Below are 17,827 nucleotides of genomic sequence, written 5' to 3' on the forward strand. Positions count from 1 at the left end.
AGACTTCACAGAAACACACCTCTCTCGTCAGAGGGCCAAACACACAGAAAACGTAAGGAACAGCCAATGCCAAGAGGATCTATGGGGCACGGCCCCGGTGCGGTTGGGCGCACGGTCGAAAAGCCCAACGATTTCGGCAAAGTCATGGGCAAACTCGTGCACTATTGCCGCAACTACATTCCCGTCATCATCGTTGCCCTAGTGCTGGGCGCGGCCGGAACCATCTGCCAAATCATTGGTCCGGACAAGCTCAAGGACATGACCAACGCCATCGTCAAAGGTTTGCCGGCAGCGGTCAATGGCAAGCCGGTGATGAACTCCATCGATTTCGGCGAAGTTGGGCGTATTGCTTGGCTGCTCGTTGCCCTGTATGTGGGGTACGCAGTGCTGAGTTATGCGCAAAGCTGGATGATGGCGAACGTCACCCAGCGCACAGCCCAGCGACTGCGCGAATCGATCTCTGTCAAAATCAACAAACTGCCGCTGAAGTACTTCGACAAAGTCAGCTACGGCGACGTGCTTTCCCGCATCACCAACGATGTGGATGCTATCGGCCAGACACTGGGGCAGAGCCTCGGCTCACTGATTACCTCAGTGACATTGTTCGTGGGCGCACTGGTCATGATGTTCTACAACAACGTGATCATGACCCTATGTGCCATCGGCGCCAGCTTGATTGGCCTCGTGCTCATGATGGTGATTATGAAGGCTTCGCAGAAGTACTTCGCCAAGCAGCAGGCAGCATTGGGTGACGTGAACGGTCACGTGGAAGAGATGTATGCCGGCCATCTGATTGTGAAGGCGTACAACGGTGAGGCGGATTCGATTCGTCGCTTCGAAAAGTACAACGCCGACCTCTACGAATCCGGCTGGAAGTCGCAGTTCCTCTCCGGCCTGATGATGCCGCTGATGAACTTCGTGGGCAACTTCGGCTACGTGGTGGTGTGCGTGGTGGGTGCGGCGCTCGCCATGGACGGACAGATTGAATTCGGCGTGATCGTGGCGTTCATGATGTACATTCGCCTGTTCACTCAGCCGTTGAGCCAGTTTGCGCAGGCCTTCCAGAATTTGCAGCGTTGCGCGGCTGCCGCCGAACGCGTATTTGGCTTCTTGGAAGAGCCGGAAATGGCGGACGAATCCGGCAAGGCTGCATTGCTCGGTGCTAACGGCCGTGCCGTGCACGGTGACGTGGAATTCAGTCATGTGCAGTTCGGCTACGAACCGGATAAGCCGATTATCCACGACTTCTCGGCTTCTGTGGCGGCCGGCCAGAAGGTGGCTATTGTGGGTCCGACCGGTGCCGGCAAGACCACGATGGTGAATCTGTTGATGCGCTTCTACGAGATTTCCGGTGGCTCGATTTCAATCGATGGTGTGGATACTAAGTCCGTGCCGCGATGGAATGTGCACGACCAGTTCTCCATGGTGCTGCAGGACACTTGGGTGTTCCGTGGAACAGTGCGTGAAAACATCGCGTATTCCAAGCCTGGCGTGACTGATAAGCAGATTGAAGATGCATGCCGCGCAGTTGGCCTAGACCACTTCATTCGCTCGTTGCCGCAAGGATATGACACGGTTTTGGACGATAAATCCTCGCTTTCTGCTGGCCAGAAGCAGCTGTTGACCATTGCTCGCGCCATGGTGCAGGATGCGCCGATTCTCATCCTCGATGAGGCGACTTCTTCGGTCGATACCCGTACCGAAGAGCTGATTCAGAAAGCTATGGACGCGTTGACCGTGGGCCGCACCTCGTTTGTGATCGCGCACCGACTTTCCACCATTCGCGACGCCGATATGATTCTCGTCATGAACCACGGCGACGTCATCGAGCGCGGTACGCATGACGAACTGCTCGCCGCAGGTGGATTCTATGCCGATTTGTACAACAGCCAGTTCTCGCTCGCGGGGTGAATCCTCGGGTAGGCCGAGGGAATGCCCCGCGGGGAGGGGTCTCAGCGGGGCGAAATCTCGGGGAGTTCGAGGAATTGCCCCGCTGGGGTGAAGTCAGTGGGGCAATTCCTCGGGTAGATCTAGGAGATGCCCCGCGTGGAGGGCTTCAGTGGGGTGAATCCTCGGGTAAGCCGAGGAGATGCCCTGCGCGGAGGGGCTTCAGCAGGGTAAAACCTCGGCCTACCCACGATTTTGCCTCACTGAACCGTTTTCAGTGGGGAAAATGCTCGGTGGGGCCGAGGTCTTACCCCACTGGCATATCTATTTCTGGAAGAAACCGCCGGGGAAATCCGCGGACTGGGCTGCGGTCCGGTCCGCATTGAGCACGGCGCAATCGAAATTGAAATATTTGCGCAGTTGTGCGGCCGGCGTGGTGAATAGGGCCGTGGCCAAGCCATCTGCCACAGCGGTTGGGTACGTGGTCTGTGCGTTCGGCGCAATGGACACCCAAGTGGCAGCAACATCATCGACCGGCAAGCCGTCGATAGCATTCAACAAATGATGCAGCTGATGGCCGGCAGCCTCGCCCCAATGGCGTCGACTTGGAGCACTGGCGCAAAATGTACCGCAACTTAGCTCGGCGACACCTACGGCATTGGCGGGATTGCTCGGATCTTCGAGCGCGATGGTAATTGGCTGGGCTGTGTGTATGAGCAGATCCCCACCCGCGTCAATGACATAGTAAACGGGCTGGTTACCGGCAGCGCCTAGCATTGCCGCAATCAAATCAACCAAATATCCCTTGCCGCAAGCGCCAAAATCAAGGGAAACCGGGCGGCGAGTAATCAGTGTTGTGCCGTGGCGTTCCACATCATCAACCCAAGTTGGTCGGCCATGAATCGCGCCTAATTTTCCTTGACCGGCGCGGGACACAGGTGTTTCGCCGTCTATGCTTGCGCATTCGGCACCAGCCGAAGAATCATCGATCCCAAATGCATCTGATGCAACGGTGAACGAATAGGCGGCATCATAGCCAAGCCGAATCAAATCCTCGCCTACGCACGGGTCAATTGCGCCCTCGGTCGCGGCGAACAATCGATCATACAAATCAAACAGCGGCTCGGCCCAGTCCGGAAAATCAAATGTGCCGCCATGCTCGGCCTTGCTCATGCGCGAAACCGTGGAATTACTGCGAAAGCGGGAGAGCGCGGCCTCGTAGCCGTCGATAAGAATATCGATGGAGTCATACAGCGATATGCCATGCTGCGCGGTGCCGGTGGCCGGAGCGTCCGCGGGTAGCGTTGATTGCACGATGAGGCCTGTTCCTAGGGCATGCGGGAAGGCCATGGTGTGCGGCAATTGTTCGCTGAGATTGGTCATATGGCCATCATAGGTATGTGTGCTTAGGCGCGCTGACTCGCATTGGGGTGCATTAGTGTGCAAAAGCGGGGCGTATAAAGGGTATCGGTGATAAACTGCTTGACATAGTGTCAACAAGGAGGTTTGGCTATGAGCGGTTCTGATCGAATTTCCTCAACCGGCAGTGTGGGCGCATCTGGAGCTGCAGTTGCAGCATCAATCAAAGATCTGCCTATTGTTAAAGTATGGGCCTTTGCTGTCGGCCAGTTCGGCTGGGCGTTGCTCTCCGGCATTATTTCAAACTGGCTTGTGTATTTTTACCAGCCTGATCAGGAAACCATCTCCCAAGGCCAAACTGTTTTCGTGCCGCAAGGGCTCGTAGTGCTCGGCATCGTGACCGTAGTGGGCGGTATCACCGCATTCGCGCGCTTCTTCGACGCATTCGTAGACCCGGCCGTAGCCTCCCTCTCTGACCGGTGCAATGCCAAAGCTGGCCGCCGCATGCCGTTCCTGAAATTTGCCGCGGCGCCGCTCGCCATCATTACTGTGCTGGTATTTTGGAGCCCAATCAACGGCACCAGTTGGATTAACGGCGCATTCCTGTTCGTCACCGTAATCGGCTATTACATTGCGCTTACGTTCTACTGCACGCCATACAACGCGCTGATCGCTGAGCTTGGCCATGATTCCAAGCAACAGCTCACTATTTCCACGGCAATTTCCTTCACCTGGGTTGCTGGTACCGCGATTGCCTATGTTGCTCCGGTGATTTGGGGTGGACTGGTCCCTGCTTTTGGCCGCATCACCGCCATCCGCGTGACCTTCACCATCATGGCCGCTGTGGCGTTCATCTGCATGCTGGTGCCGCCGCTGACCATCCGCGAAAAGGATTACGTCAATTCTCAGCCGACTTCCGAATCCACCATTGAATCACTGAAGCAAACCTTCAGCGACGGCGAATTCCGCAAGTTCGTCTGCTCCGACGTGGTCTACTGGGTGGCTATCACCACCTTCCAGACCGGCCTGCCGTTCTTCGTCACCTCGCTGCTGAAATTGCCGGAAACCACTACAACCATCTACTTTGTGCTGATGACCGGCGTCTCTGTGCTGTTCTACATGCCGGTAAATATTCTGGCCAATCGCGTCGGCAAGAAGCGGCTCTTGCTGGTCGCATTCGTAATCTTTACTTGTGCGTTCGCTTTTGCCGGAGCTCTAGGCTCGGGCGCGGTTGCCTTCCTGCCGGCAATGGCGCAGGGCTTGATTCTGTCCGTAGTGGGCGCAATCCCCATGGCTGCATTCGGTATTCTGCCGCAAGCCATTGTTGCCAATATCGCCGATGCCAGCTCCAAAACCACCGGCCAGGATCGCCAGGGCATGTTCTATGCGGCGCGCACTTTCGCCATGAAAATGGGCCAGTCGGTGGCCATGCTGCTGTTCACCGGCGTCTCCACTATTGGCATGGCATCCGGTGCCGGCTACCGCATCGCCGCAGTATGTGCTGCTGTGCTGTGCGGCTTGGGTGGCATTGTGTTCGCGTTCTACAACGAAAAGAAAGTGCTGGACGTGCTGGAACGGTAGCTCATAGCTAGCGGTAACTCGTCCCGCGCTGAATTGCGTTTGGCGCGACCTCGTACTATATTTATGCGAGTTGCTTTGCGGAGCAGAGCAACAATCCAAGGGGCTGTAGCTCAGTTGGTAGAGCGCTTCGTTCGCATCGAAGAGGTCGCGGTTTCGACTACCGTCAGCTCCACTTGGGTCGCTTGCATTCATTCCACCGCGAGCGGCCCTTTTTCTTTTTCTTCTGTGCACATGGCAGAAAAGCACGATTTACTCCGCGGCATGGGCAATACTGGAATCATGACAAGCGCAGAGAACATGACAGACGGCATTGTTGAGACTCCTGATCTTGAATCGGAAGGCTTGGCGGCTTCAGACATCGAAGTTGAGGCCGGTGCCGCAAATATACAGCAGGCAGAGCCAGCTACTTCTGGTAGTGATACGAATCAGCGTGCGGCTGCTGTGCGCATTCCCTCTGGAACTGTAGTGCTTGCCGCCACGCCAATTGGTAATACTGGTGATGCTTCCGCCCGCTTAGTGGCATTGCTCGAACGCGCAGATATCGTAGCCGCAGAAGATACACGTCGACTCTATGATTTAGCTCGTCGACTGGGCGTGTATGTGACCGGCCGCGTGGTGGCTTACCACGATCACAATGAACGCAGCAAAGCTGACGGACTCTTAGACCAAGTTGAAACTGGCGCTACCGTGCTGGTGGTTTCGGACGCCGGCATGCCTACCATCAACGACCCCGGACTGGCGATTGTGCGCCGTGCTATCGAGCGAGGCTTGCCGGTAACCTGCGCGCCCGGCCCCTCCGCAGTGCTCGATGCGCTCGCCCTTTCCGGCCTGCCCACCGATCGATTTTGCTACGAGGGATTCCTGCCGCGCAAGCATTCGGAACGCGTACAAGCGTTGCGCGCTCTGCTGCCAGAGCGCCGAACCATTGTGTTTTACGAGACACCTCACCGCATCGCGGATTCAATGGATGATTTGTTGGATGCGTTCGGCCCGAATCGCCCAATGGCCTTATGCCGAGAACTCACCAAAGACTACGAGCAGATTCGCCGCGGGCCCATCGGTGAGATTCGCCAAAGCGTGATTGATGATCCGCCTCGCGGCGAGATGGTGTTGGTCATTGGTGGCGCGTCCGATGAAGAAGCCGAAGCGGCGGCACCTAATTCCTTAAGCGTTGAGGATTTGGCTGTGCTAGCCATCGACCGTGCACTGGAAGATGGGCTTCGTATTAAGGATGCTATTGCACAAGTGGTGCAGGAGCATCCGTTGCCGGATGGTTCGCTGGCCAATCGCAAGCAGGTGTATGCGACTGTGCTGGAAATGAAAAGCTAATCACAGCCGCTCTTCATCCATCATCGTTTTCCAAAGACTCAAGCAGCACCTCCAGTGCTTGCCGAACACCGGGGCCGCCGGTCTGCGAGATGAATTCGAGCAGGCCGGCGTCAGCTTTTGGATTTGCCACAACCCAACGGCGCAATTCCGGCACATGCTGTGCAATATGCCATAGAACATCAGATTCAGTCTCCGGAGAGCAAGCGATTTGCGGCGTCAGTATGATGGGCGGATCCGGAGGCGTGGTCAAATCGGAGATAGTCGGGATTTTCTCGCTGTTTTCCTGCTCAGGCAGCCGATGCGCACGCTGCAGTCTGCGCAATCGTCGAGCAGAAAGCAGTCGTTGTTGAAGCCAAGCAATCATGAGTATTGCTCCATTTGCACTTCGTTAATTTCTCGCTGAATCGCATTGAAGAAATCTTTAGCTCGGCCAGCATATTTATGATGACGATGCTCTTTAACGATTTGTAAGCAATCGTTCGGCCGGAACTCGTATGCGGACATAAGCTGGCATACCAGATTATTGATGGTTGATGGATCGGGATCATCTTCAGGTGCCATCACTAAATCGCAGGCGGTGCGCGCTGGCGTAGTGATAGCCAACGTGCCAAGTTTGATGATTTGCTCAGGCAGCGTGAGCCGCTTAAACACGCGAATGCGGCGGCCTGCAGAAGATGATCGGAAATGTGAAGTGGAAATAACGTCGATAGTATCCGGAAAATCGGTTCCACCTAGCCAAACCCAAGCGGCAGTACGCGTGCATGCCACCGTGCCGAACGGTGCAATCGCAGCCACAATCGAAGCGCGACCATACAGTGTGCTGGCATGCTCTGACCAATAAGCGGAAGATTCGTCGAGCTTGCTCACGGTGCCGAATGTAGACAGCCAGTGCATACTCAGCGGTCCAGGCAAATCTCCGGTATGCAACAAAGGCGGGATAGTCGGCTGTGCAACAAGAACGTGAGCAGAAGGGGAGAATGCCGTGACTGCTGCGGCTGTGCGCGCCCGTGCCGTGTTCGCCTTTGAACGAGATATGGTGCTCATGCCCTCCACCGTGACACAATCCCCACGCCTTCGCCACCGGCTTCGAGAAAACAGTGGATAAGTGGATAACTTATGGCAGTTCGCGTTATTGGTGGATAGCGGTGGATAACTCTGGTGGTCATGCAATTGTGGACGGGCTTCGGCTGCGCTTTGCTGGCGTGTCCCATGTTCGCCGGATAATCGGGGTTTATGAGTCATGTTTTGGTGAATGTTGCTTGGCCGTATGCAAACGGCCCCCGTCATATTGGCCACGTCGCCGGCTTCGGTGTGCCGTCCGACGTTTACGCACGTTACGAGCGTATGAAAGGCAATGACGTGCTTATGGTCTCCGGCACCGATGAGCACGGCACCCCGATTCTCGTGGAAGCCGAAAAGGAAGGCCTTTCCGCGCAGGAACTGGCCAACCGCTACAACCGCGTGATTGCCAAGGATTTGTGCGATCTGGGTCTGAGCTACGACCTGTTCACCCGCACTACCACCGGCAACCACGAGCACGTGGTGCAGGAAATGTTCAAGCAGTGCCTGAAGAACGGTTACATCTACAAGGGCACCCAGCAGGTGGCCATCAGCCCGTCCACCGGCCGTACCCTGCCTGACCGCTACATCGAAGGCGAATGCCCGATCTGCCATGCTGAAGGCGCTCGCGGCGATCAGTGCGATGCCTGCGGCAACGAGCTCGACCCGGATGAGCTCATCAACCCGGTTTCCAAGATCAACGGCGAAACCCCGCGCTTCGAGCAGACCGAGCACTTCTTCCTCGACCTGCCGGCGCTCGCCGAAGCCAACAAGGCATGGCTGGAAACCCGCAAGGGCTGGCGCACCAACGTTATCAACTTCTCGCTCGGCCTGTTCAAGGAAGTCAAGCCGCGCGCTATCACCCGTGATATCGATTGGGGTATTCCGGTGCCGGTTAAGGACTGGATCGATAACCCGAACAAGAAGCTGTACGTGTGGTTCGACGCCGTGATCGGCTACCTGTCCGCTTCCATCGAATGGGCCCGCCGCCAGGGCGACCCGGAGAAGTGGCGCGAATGGTGGAATGACCCGAGCTGCCCGGCCTACTACTTCATGGGCAAGGACAACATCACCTTCCACTCCCAGATTTGGCCTTCCGAAATGCTGGCATACAACGGCCAGGGTTCCAAGGGCGGCGAAACCGGTCCGATGGGTCCGCTGAACATGCCTGAGCAGGTGGTGGCCTCCGAGTTCATGACCATGGAAGGCAAGAAGTTCAGCTCCTCCCGCGGCATCGTGATCTACGTGAAGGATATCCTCGCTCGCTACCCCGTGGACGCCGTGCGCTACTACATTTCCGTGGCCGGCCCGGAATCCTCCGATTCCGACTTCACTTGGGCTGAGTTCGTGCGTCACAACAATGAGGAACTTGCTTCCTCTTGGGGCAACCTGGTGAACCGCGTGGCCAACCTCATCAACAAGAACTTCGGCGAAATCCCGGCTCTTGACGAGGATTCCATGACTGATGAGGATCGCGGCCTGCTTGAGGAAACCGCTGCCGCATTCGACGTGGTGGGCTCCTCCATCGAGACCCATCATCAGAAGCATGCACTGGCTGAAGCCATGCGTGTGGTTGGCGATATCAACAAGTACATTTCCGCCACCGAACCGTGGAAGATTAAGGACGACCCGGCTCGCCTTGGCACTGTGCTGCACGTTGCCGCCCAGGCCGTCTCCGACGCGAACCACCTGCTCGCCCCCTTCCTGCCTCATTCCGCACAGAAGGTGTGGGAGGCTCTCGGCGGCACTGGCGTCTTCTCGCCGCTGCCTGAGCTGCGTGAGGTTGAGGATCTCGACAAGCCTGGCTTCAAGTACCCGATTATCACCGGCGATTACAAGCTGGGCGTGAATGTGCACCCGTGGAAGAGCGAGCCAATCGAAGTCGGTGCCGTGGTGCCGAAGCCGAAGCCGATTTTCGCCAAGATCCCGACCGAGGCTGTGGAAGAGGAACTGGCCCGCTTCGATGAAGCACTGGCTGCTCGTCGTGCCGCCGAAGCTGAGCGTTTGGCCGCTGAAAAGGCCAAGCTGGCTGCGGAACGCGCTAAGTAAGTAAGCCATAAGCCAGATTCCGATTCCAGAAGCCTTTTTCTGGAGTTATTTTCCGGAATCAGTGGCTGATAGTAATGCCGTGGATGCGTGCTGGTGCACGTACTCCGCGGCATTTTTATTGCTTGGTTTAGGTTATGTTATGCCGCTCGCATTCAATGGCATTCTCCCATGTTGATTGCTGCCGAGTGGAAGTAATCGGGGAGCCAGACTTCGTGACGAGCGCAGCCCAGCATTGGTCAATGGTCCCTGTTGTGTTGGGCGACATCACAAACTCAACACAGTTTGCCAAGAAAACTCTCAGATAAGCACATCGTATCGCCAAGGAACGGGCGGTTATATAGAACATGTCAACGGATGAAGTTCATACCGATGGCGAGGTTTTCCGAACCCCATAACTGAACCCTTCTTCTCTCTTCTCTCTCACCCGGCGCTTCTCACGCCGGGTTTCTTTTTGCCTTGCTGCGCAAGGCTATGCTCCAAGTGCTGCTTCAGGGCGTATTAGGGCTGAGAAGCATGGCCTTTTGCCGATAACCTTGGCCTTTTGCTTCGTCTTTTGCCCTGATCGGTTGTTATTTCGGATTGATTTTGTCCCGGTTGTTTAATCAATCGATTTAAGTGCGGACCGGGGCAGATTGTATTGTCCCGGTAGTCCGATTCAACCATTTTCTGGGAACCGGGACAATGCTCCACCGAATAACCGCAGTATTTATTCCTTCGCGTCGGAGGAAAACCTTGGAATTCCAACGTTTTATGTTCAGGTGCATATGTTCGTGGGGGCGTGTAGAAGTCCTAAGATTGTCCCGGTTCTTAAAAAAGAGCCGAAATCTCGAACCGAGACATCAAAATATGTCTCGGTTCGCGCGGAAATCGATTGACGTGAATACCGGGACATTTGAATACCGAGGCATTGACACGCAGCAGCACGTATTGGAGCATGGCGGCGCACGTCAGGGGGGGCATGACGAGTCACACGTATAAAAATATGCGCATAAACACGTCATCTGGCGTATCCCAATATTGGTCCGCTTATACGCGGGCGGCCTGGGGCTTCCTCCGAGCCAGTTGTTCCAAAGGCGTTTCGGTTACAGTGAAGCGGAAAGTGGCGCCGCGTAATGCTAATTGCCGTGCAACGCGATACGCAAATTCAGCACGAGAGGGTTCATCAGCTAAATCCGCGCCAGTGGCGATTATCACAGTCCAATCGTGATGTCTCAGTTTCTCTCGTTTTTCCTGGTCTCGCCGCCATTGCGTCTTATCGGTGCGATGGTGATCCCCGTCATATTCGATCGCCACCCGGAATTCCGGCCAGGCCATATCCAACGTTATTGCGGCTCCGTTGCTGAACGTTAGGCCAGGAACTACATAATTGGTTACCGGCTTCGGAATTCCATACTTGGTTATCGTGATTCGCGCTTCTGACTCTTTTGGGGAATCTACCCGTGCCGCCATGAATGTGAGTGCAGTAAGACAAACAGATTTTGCGTTGAACTTCGGCAGCTCAGCGATTTGACATGCCATATCTTGCAGAATCTCTTCAGGACTACGGTCTTGTGCCAGACTCTGTTTTCGTGCTGTGGCAGTAACGATTGCATCGCCTAGCACAATGAGCGAATCCAGCGAGCAATGCATGGCAAGCTGTGCCCATGTATGTACAAGGTCGAGCGCGTACACGTGCTTGTTGACGCGTATATTATGCGCCAGATTCAGGGGCTTCCAAACGTGCGGTATTACCTGTGGGGCTCCGCGTAATCTCTTTCGATGTGAACTAGCCACAGTGTGGAGTGCCGTAAGGTCAAGGTTGCATTCGGCAGGGAGCGGCACTGCTTGCAGTAGCAGTGATGTAGTCATGCCAAACAGCAGTGGTTTGCCGGCACGCTGTGCAGCTTCTGTGCAGCGCTTGGTAATGTCTCGCTTGCGTTGGGCGAGGTTTTCGGTCATGGAAGCCGATGGCGCCGCTTGCTTGGACGATGTGATGAGACCTCGCTGTGAATCATCTGGAGGCTCGTCTTCGAATATGCCCGGTGGAGGTTCCGATATTGCTTCGTATGCCGCTGATGACGGTGTCGCGCCGTGCGGCGCCTCGCTATTGCCGCCGAATACGGCAATCGAATTATTGTCGGTAAAGCTGTTCATGGTGCCACGCTAACGGGTTGTGTCTGTGTGCGCTACTCAAACGGGCCTATGTGGTTCTAGCTTCTGTGGATAACTCAAATGTGGATAACTTGGCCTGGCCGGAACGCAGTCTCGGTAGTCCTCCAAACCAAGACCAAGGCACAGTGCTATGCGCATCGCGGCAAAGATTGGCAAAAACCTGCTATGGAGGAACGGCAAATAATGGCAAATCTGTATGGCAATAAGCTCGGTTGCATCTGTATGTAGTGCGACTGGGGCATTGCATTCGCTGATGTTGCATAGAAAGGAACGAATGATCATGGTGGATCAAGTTGTGGTTGCAGGGGCGGTGCTTGCCGCTGATTGGTCGAATTTGCAGAATGCTTTACTCTCGACAGGCGGAACGCTTGGTAAGGCTGCGATTGTGATGGTTGTAGTGGGTGTTGGTGGTGCGGCGATTGATGCTGTGGCCCGCTATATCAAGAATCGGTTCATGTGATTATTCTCTGATGGGAATTCGCAAACGATGACTAAAGGCTGCCTGGATTTATTCCAGACAGCCTTTAGTCATCGCTTGCGATATGTGGCAGCCTACTTGACTGTGAAGCCTTCCTGCTGGCCGTAGGTTTTCAGCGAATCACCCCACTGCACTAAGGCATTCTGCAACGTGACTTTCCCGTGGTATGCCTGACCAATCGAATCGACGGCGATCGAGTTTGCGTAGGCCATGTACGGCAGATATTCGAAGTTTGTCGTCACGTTTCGGGAGGCTTCGGCAATCACCTGATGTGTGGCCTGTCCGCCAAAGAACGAATCCTTTTCATCGAGCCAATCGCTGTCCGAAAGCACGGAATTCAGCGGAGGTAATCCTCCTTGTGCAAGGTTGACTTTGACGCCACCATCATGCGCAAACCACTGTGCAAATTCGTAGGCTGCTTGCGCTTTGGCGTCATCGGTGCCCTTGGGCAGAGCCAATGCGCCGCCGCCATTCTCGCCGTTGACGTGTTCGCCGGCTGTATATTGCGGCATTGGCGCGATTCGCCATGATCCCTTGGTTTGTGAAAGGTTCTTTTGCATGGAAGACACCATCCATGCGCCCGTAAGCATAGTGGCGATTGAACCGTCATCCAGCTTGCGCCACCATTCGTCGGACCAGCCCGTGGTGGAGGTGTCGATGAGCTTATCGTCCAGCAATCCCTGCCACATGTTGGTGAATTTCTTTACGTTTTTGCCGTTGAAGTTCACGCTCACACTGGTGCCATCCACGTTAAATGGCTTGGCGCCGGCCTGCCACAGCATGGATGTGATGAAGCCGCCGTCGCCTGTATCGTTGGCGATATGCGCGTTGCCGTCGAGCGCCGCGATTTTTTCGGCAGCCTCACGGTACTCATCCCACGTGGCGGGAACAGAAGTCACACCAGCCTTGGCGAACACATCCTGGTTGTAGAACATCACCATCGGGCCTGAGGAAATTGGCAAGCCATACGGCTCGCCGCCCACAGAAACATTGTTCTGCGCGGCTTTGGTGAAGTCGTTGCGAATCGAACTGAACCCGTAATCGTTCATCGAACGCAGCTGATCGGAGATGGCGAACTGGTGCACGGCGTTGTAATCGAGGTACACCACATCCGGTATGCCGCGGCCCGCGTTGATGGCGTTGGTCAGCTGCATGTATTCGTCTTCGTTTGCGCCGGCGTTGGTCACCTTGACTTTGATGTTCGGGTGCTCTTTTTCGAATGCGGTAACGAAATCACTAATCGTTGACTGCCAGGTCCACAGGGTGATTTCGGTGATGCCTGAACCGTTCTGGCTGTCCCCAGTGCTGGAAGTACTGCCACATCCGGATACGGCGGCAAGCAGACTGAGAACGACGGTTGCGGCGGCAGCCGTATGCATCCTCGACTTGCATGGTGCGAAGCGGAATAAGCGAGTCATGTGCAGACACTCCGATGTTGAACTGGACAATACTGGCGCGGGATTTGGTCGTGATGCTTACTGAACCAACTTCCGAGGGAGAGTTTAGCGTTGTGCGGCTCGTGAGGTTGTGTAATTAGGCAGATTTGCTGGAATTGGCAAAGAGCGGCAACACTGTGCGGCAAAAGTGCGCATAGTAAATGGCAACGAATGGCAAAAAGTGGCAAACTGCAGCAAAACAACGATGGCAAAAAACGGCAAACGTAGTGAAATCCCTATCGTAAGTCACGTGATTCGGGCAGCGGCCTGATGAAACCGAAGAAGGTTTCGGTTCCAAGACTGCCGCCTGAGCGAAAGTCGAAAAGAATCGATGAAGAATCGAAAGGGACTGCAATGAGGCTCAACCTCAATGGTGTGTGGGACTTCTACCCGAACGGCGGGCAGGAGCGCTTTGATATCGTCGTGCCGACTTGGTGGGACTCATTGCCCGCCACCACCGGCTACCCGGCCGACTGGGAGAAGGGCCTGCATCACGGCGTGTATGTCAAAACTGTGGAACTGCCGGAAAACATCGCGGACGAAGACGTGTTCCTTCATGTGGGCGCGCTCGCCACACTCGGCAAGGTGTTCGTCAACGGCCAGTCCGTTGGTCCGCTGAGCACCAAGGGCTACTTGATGACCCTGTTGCCGTACGATCTCGACATCAACAACGTCATCAAGCCCGGCGCCAACGAAATCCGCATTGAAGTCTGGTCCGTCAAGGCTCTTCCGGAAGATGCGCTGGCCACCGAGGGTGGCCCGGACCGCCTGCTCTTCCCGTTTGGCGTGGAAAACATCGTCGGCCGCGTTGGCATTGGCGAAGATGTGGCCATTGTCACCAAGCCGAAGCTCAGGATCGACGATCTTCAGATCATGCCTGACCTGAAGAAGAACGCCGATCCGTCCGATGATGAGCTTGCCGTCAACGTAACCATTGTCAATCACACTGGTGCTGACGCTAATTTGAAGCTCACCGCTGCTGTGCATCCGTTTAAGGGCGATACCTCCACCGCGGCCCTTACTTTTGACCCGGCCGACGTGCACGTTGCAGCCGGCAAGAGCACGGTAGTCAAGCTGGCCAAGGGCTGGCCGACCGCGCACTACTGGTCTCGCACTGACCCATTCTTGTACACCGTTGATGCGGCAATCGCAGACGCCAACGCTGCAGACACTGCCGCTCCGGTGCACGAATTCTCCGATCGCTTCGGTTTCCGCCAATTCTGGCGCGAAGGCGACAAGTACATCATCAACGGCGTCAAGATTCGTCTGCGTGGCGACTCCCTGTGCCTGCTCAACCAGGGCGACCGCGATCTGATCAACGAGATCGGCGATTCCTATGGCGTAATCCTCGATGACAATCACGCCATGGATGAGATGGCCAAGGCTTGGCTCGACGCTTACCGCCACGCCAACTGCAACATCATCCGTAACCACATTCGCTCGGTGCCGTCTCACGTGCTGATGGATCACGCGGATGAAACCGGTATGCTGCTCGAAGAGGAAACCGCGTTCTGGAACCCGGGCTCCACGTCGAACGTGTCCCTCGACCCGCCGTACTACCTGAACTACTCCGACGAGGCCATCGGCTACTACACCGAATGGGTTGAACGCTGGGTGCGCGAATACCGCAACCATCCGTCCATCGTGCTGTGGTCCACCACCAACGAGGCTTGGAATCCGAACGACGCTGAAATCCTGGTTCCGCCGCTGGAAGCCGCCGCCAACCGCGAGGACCCCACCCGCTTGGTGATGAACGATGGCTTCAATAAGCCGATTACCAACGAGGATTCCCGCCACTACTTCGGCGGCTACCCCTCCGGCATGACCTCCGCACCTGACATTTACGACCTCTACCAGATCGACGGCGACCTGCCGCTCGGCGCTGGCGAAGAGTTCTCCGTCTCCACTGCAGGTATTCCGCAGTACGCCGAAGACGGCACCATCAAGGACATCTACCATGGTCGCCTCAACGGCAACCCGGACACCATCTCCCGGGCCGATTTCGGCCGCGAAGTGGGCCGCGTGACCCGTGGCGTGCGCACCACGCGCATGGCCAACTGGAAGCCGTTCTGCCTATCGATGTTCATCTACGACAACATCGAAAAGGTCATCGAACTCGACCAGGAGCACACCAAGCACGGCCTCAACCCGAAGGCTCTGCTGCGCCCGCAGTTCGACCCGACCGCCGAAGGCGACGCCCGCTGGATTGAAGGCGATGGCTACCGCTACTTCGCCAACTCCTACGCCGATGTGGCCGCGTTCGATAAGGACTTCGACAAGGAACCGCGACTCGGCCTGCCGCACCACATCTACCAGCTCGGCACGGCATCCCAGCGCACGCTGCTCGTTTACAACGACGAGGAAATCGACGGTACCGAACTTGAGGTCCGTTGGACGGTTTCTGCGCACAATACGCAGGACGGCACGGTTCGCGAAGTCGAATCCGGCTCCAAGACCATCACCGTTGATCATGGCGAATTCACCGAGCTGCCCATCACCATTCATGTGCCTGGCGAAGTGGAAACCTACGAATCCAAGCTCATCGAAACCCTGAGCGTGGTCAAGAACGGTCAGCTTAAGTTCACTGAGGATAATTTCCTCGGCTGGATTGGTCGCCCGGCTCCCGCCAAGATTGGTGCAAGCCACGAGGTTATCGACCTCGGCACTGTGGATTGGGCGTCCCGCAATGTCAAGCACTGCCTGCACCTGAAGCAGGAAGGCGGTGCTCTGAGCGAAAAGTGGACTGCTCGCGTGGTCGATGACGCCAACGGTTCCATTAGCTTCGAGCGACTGGCCGGCAACTTGCGCCACGAGCAGGAACTGTTCTACACGGTAAATGTGGCCGGCCTCGAATCCGGCAAGGACTACACGGGCCAGATTGAATACACCGGCGAAAATGGCGACACCGTGACCGTGACCGTGAAGTTCACTGCCGGACAGATGCCATGCAAGTGCCAGGCAGCCAACAAGGCTCTGGGTGCGACCGTGCGCGTCAGCTCCTCCTCTGAGCGCAATGGTTGGACTGCGGCCTCACTGGTTGACGGCGAATTCAACGCCGATTACAACCACTTCGGCTGGTCCAGCGAGCCGAGTGCCGAGAATCACTCCGAATGGGTTTCTCTGAAGCTCGCGCGCCCCACCACTGTGGCTCAAGTCGTGCTCGCCCCTCGTGGCGAAAACCCTGGCGGTACCGTCGCCGAAGCCTTCCACGGTGAAGGTGAAGGCGTTGGCGGTGTGCAGGAGTTCGCTGCAGGCCACCGCGCGTTCGACCCGAACCAGGGCCAAGGCTTCCCGGTTGACTTCACCATCTCCGTTTCCGCTGACGGCAACGCATGGACCAAGGTCGTCGATAAGCACGATGCTGCATTGCCCGCCAACGGCAAGCCGCGCGCATACGATTTCGCTCCGGTAGACAACGTGCGCTTCGTCAAGCTGGAAGCCTCCAAGCTGCGCGCCAACCCAAACGAGCACAACGAGTACGCGTTGCAGCTCGTGGAAATGGCCGTCTACGAGGATGCGCACATGCCAGCCATCCCATCCGAGCCCACCGATGTCACTGCTTCCGTGCAATCCCACGACGTGCAGATCAGCTGGAAGTTCGCTTCCGATGGTCGTTCGCCGATTCTCGGCACCAAGCTCACCCTGACCAACGCGAACGGCGAAATCATTCCTGCCGAAGTCACCGGAACCGATACCTACGCGCTGATCAGCGACGTACCGGCCGGCGAATGGACCGTCACCGTGCAAGGCCGCAACGAGATTGGCGAAGGTGAAAGCGCCACGTCCGCCACCTTCAAGGTCGGTCGCGATTCTGCCAACGAGGTTGACGAGCTGCTGCCGCAGCCCAAGGCTCCAGTCGCCGAACTACTGGTGGAATCCGGTGCTGTTGCGGTCTCTTGGGATGACGTTGATACCCGCTCCGGCTTCGGCAAGGGCGGCACCAACATCCACCTGACTCCAGTTGATGACGCTAACGCCGGTGCTGCACTGCCCAAGCGCGTGGCCTGGACCCCAACCGGCACCACGGCCTACACCTTCGCCGACGTGGCTCGCGGCACCTACCAGGTGACCATCGAAGCTACCAACGGCGAAGACAAGGTTTCCCCGGCCAGCGAGCCGAGCGAACCGGTCATTGTGGCAGCCGTGCCTGCCAAGCCGAACAAGCCTGGCGTCACCTCCACGGCCGACACGATGAACGTGACTTGGAAGGCTCCGGCTGACGGCGGCACGCCAGTCACCTCCTACGTGCTGACCCTGCGCAACCTCACCGAGAACACCGTCAAGGTGGTCAAGGCCGAGGCCGGCGAGGAAGCCAAGAGCGTCTCCGGACTGTCCGCTGGCAACTACACCGCCTCCGTGATTGCCGTGAACGCCATCGGCATGTCCGCCGAGTCCAGCCCATCCCTGCCCTGCCTGATTAAGTAGCGCAGCCTAAAAATCAAAGATTTTGCCGCAGTTTCGGCTGCGGCGTAGTTCAGTGCGCCCAAAACGCGCTGAG

Annotated in this window: 11 protein-coding genes and 1 tRNA gene; 7 read left to right on the forward strand and 5 right to left on the reverse strand. The window is 56.7% G+C overall.

What is annotated here, in order from left to right; all coding sequences use genetic code 11:
- The first annotated feature begins 66 nt into the window (after positions 1-66).
- The gene (locus AC1AY0_RS07795) at positions 67-1,911 is read left to right on the forward strand and encodes an ABC transporter ATP-binding protein (RefSeq protein ID WP_476524859.1); all 1,845 of its coding nucleotides are present in this window, start codon (positions 67-69) and stop codon (positions 1,909-1,911) included.
- Between the two features lie 300 nt (positions 1,912-2,211).
- Here the strand turns inward: AC1AY0_RS07795 and AC1AY0_RS07800 are convergent, their stop codons facing one another.
- Positions 2,212-3,270 carry an FAD:protein FMN transferase gene (locus tag AC1AY0_RS07800; protein WP_476524858.1) on the reverse strand — a complete coding sequence of 353 codons (1,059 nt, stop codon included), beginning with the start codon at positions 3,268-3,270 and terminating at the stop codon, positions 2,212-2,214.
- A gap of 129 nt (positions 3,271-3,399) precedes the next feature.
- On the opposite strand from AC1AY0_RS07800, the gene AC1AY0_RS07805 reads away from it, so the two are divergent.
- From AC1AY0_RS07805 to rsmI, 3 genes are all read left to right on the forward strand, one after another.
- Positions 3,400-4,827, forward strand: a complete 1,428-nt coding sequence (locus AC1AY0_RS07805) for an MFS transporter (RefSeq protein ID WP_476524857.1) — start codon at positions 3,400-3,402, stop codon at positions 4,825-4,827.
- A 99-nt stretch (positions 4,828-4,926) separates the two neighbouring features.
- Positions 4,927-4,999 (forward strand) — tRNA-Ala (locus AC1AY0_RS07810).
- Positions 5,000-5,106: 107 nt separating this feature from the next.
- Positions 5,107-6,156 carry a 16S rRNA (cytidine(1402)-2'-O)-methyltransferase gene (gene rsmI / locus AC1AY0_RS07815; protein WP_476524856.1) on the forward strand — a complete coding sequence of 350 codons (1,050 nt, stop codon included), beginning with the start codon at positions 5,107-5,109 and terminating at the stop codon, positions 6,154-6,156.
- 13 nt (positions 6,157-6,169) lie between these two features.
- On the opposite strand, the gene AC1AY0_RS07820 is transcribed toward rsmI, so the two are convergent.
- Together AC1AY0_RS07820 and AC1AY0_RS07825 are read right to left on the reverse strand one after the other, a co-directional pair.
- Positions 6,170-6,520: a variant leucine-rich repeat-containing protein gene (locus AC1AY0_RS07820; protein WP_476524855.1), complete on the reverse strand. Its 351-nt coding sequence runs from the start codon at positions 6,518-6,520 to the stop codon at positions 6,170-6,172.
- Positions 6,517-7,200: a hypothetical protein gene (locus tag AC1AY0_RS07825; protein ID WP_476524854.1), complete on the reverse strand. Its 684-nt coding sequence runs from the start codon at positions 7,198-7,200 to the stop codon at positions 6,517-6,519. The genes AC1AY0_RS07820 and AC1AY0_RS07825 overlap by 4 nt, the downstream gene beginning before the upstream one ends.
- A 189-nt stretch (positions 7,201-7,389) precedes the next feature.
- Between AC1AY0_RS07825 and metG the strand changes: the two genes are divergently transcribed.
- Positions 7,390-9,264, forward strand: coding sequence for a methionine--tRNA ligase (metG, locus tag AC1AY0_RS07830; RefSeq protein ID WP_476524853.1), 1,875 nt, complete (start codon positions 7,390-7,392; stop codon positions 9,262-9,264).
- A 1,026-nt stretch (positions 9,265-10,290) separates the two neighbouring features.
- On the opposite strand, the gene AC1AY0_RS07835 is transcribed toward metG, so the two are convergent.
- Positions 10,291-11,397 carry a hypothetical protein gene (locus AC1AY0_RS07835; RefSeq protein WP_476524823.1) on the reverse strand — a complete coding sequence of 369 codons (1,107 nt, stop codon included), beginning with the start codon at positions 11,395-11,397 and terminating at the stop codon, positions 10,291-10,293.
- Between the two features lie 298 nt (positions 11,398-11,695).
- Between AC1AY0_RS07835 and AC1AY0_RS07840 the strand changes: the two genes are divergently transcribed.
- On the forward strand, positions 11,696-11,875 hold the full coding sequence (locus tag AC1AY0_RS07840; protein WP_476524824.1) for a hypothetical protein: 180 nt from the start codon (positions 11,696-11,698) through the stop codon (positions 11,873-11,875).
- Between the two features lie 92 nt (positions 11,876-11,967).
- Here AC1AY0_RS07840 and AC1AY0_RS07845 read toward each other — a convergent pair whose 3' ends face one another.
- Entirely contained in the window at positions 11,968-13,272 is a 1,305-nt protein-coding gene (locus tag AC1AY0_RS07845; RefSeq protein ID WP_476524825.1) for an ABC transporter substrate-binding protein, read from the reverse strand.
- A 411-nt stretch (positions 13,273-13,683) separates the two neighbouring features.
- Between AC1AY0_RS07845 and AC1AY0_RS07850 the strand changes: the two genes are divergently transcribed.
- Complete coding sequence (locus AC1AY0_RS07850; protein ID WP_476524826.1) at positions 13,684-17,754, forward strand: fibronectin type III domain-containing protein; 4,071 nt, start codon at positions 13,684-13,686, stop codon at positions 17,752-17,754.
- Positions 17,755-17,827: the final 73 nt, after the last annotated feature.

It is taken from the genome of Bifidobacterium sp. LH_416 (assembly GCF_056357055.1).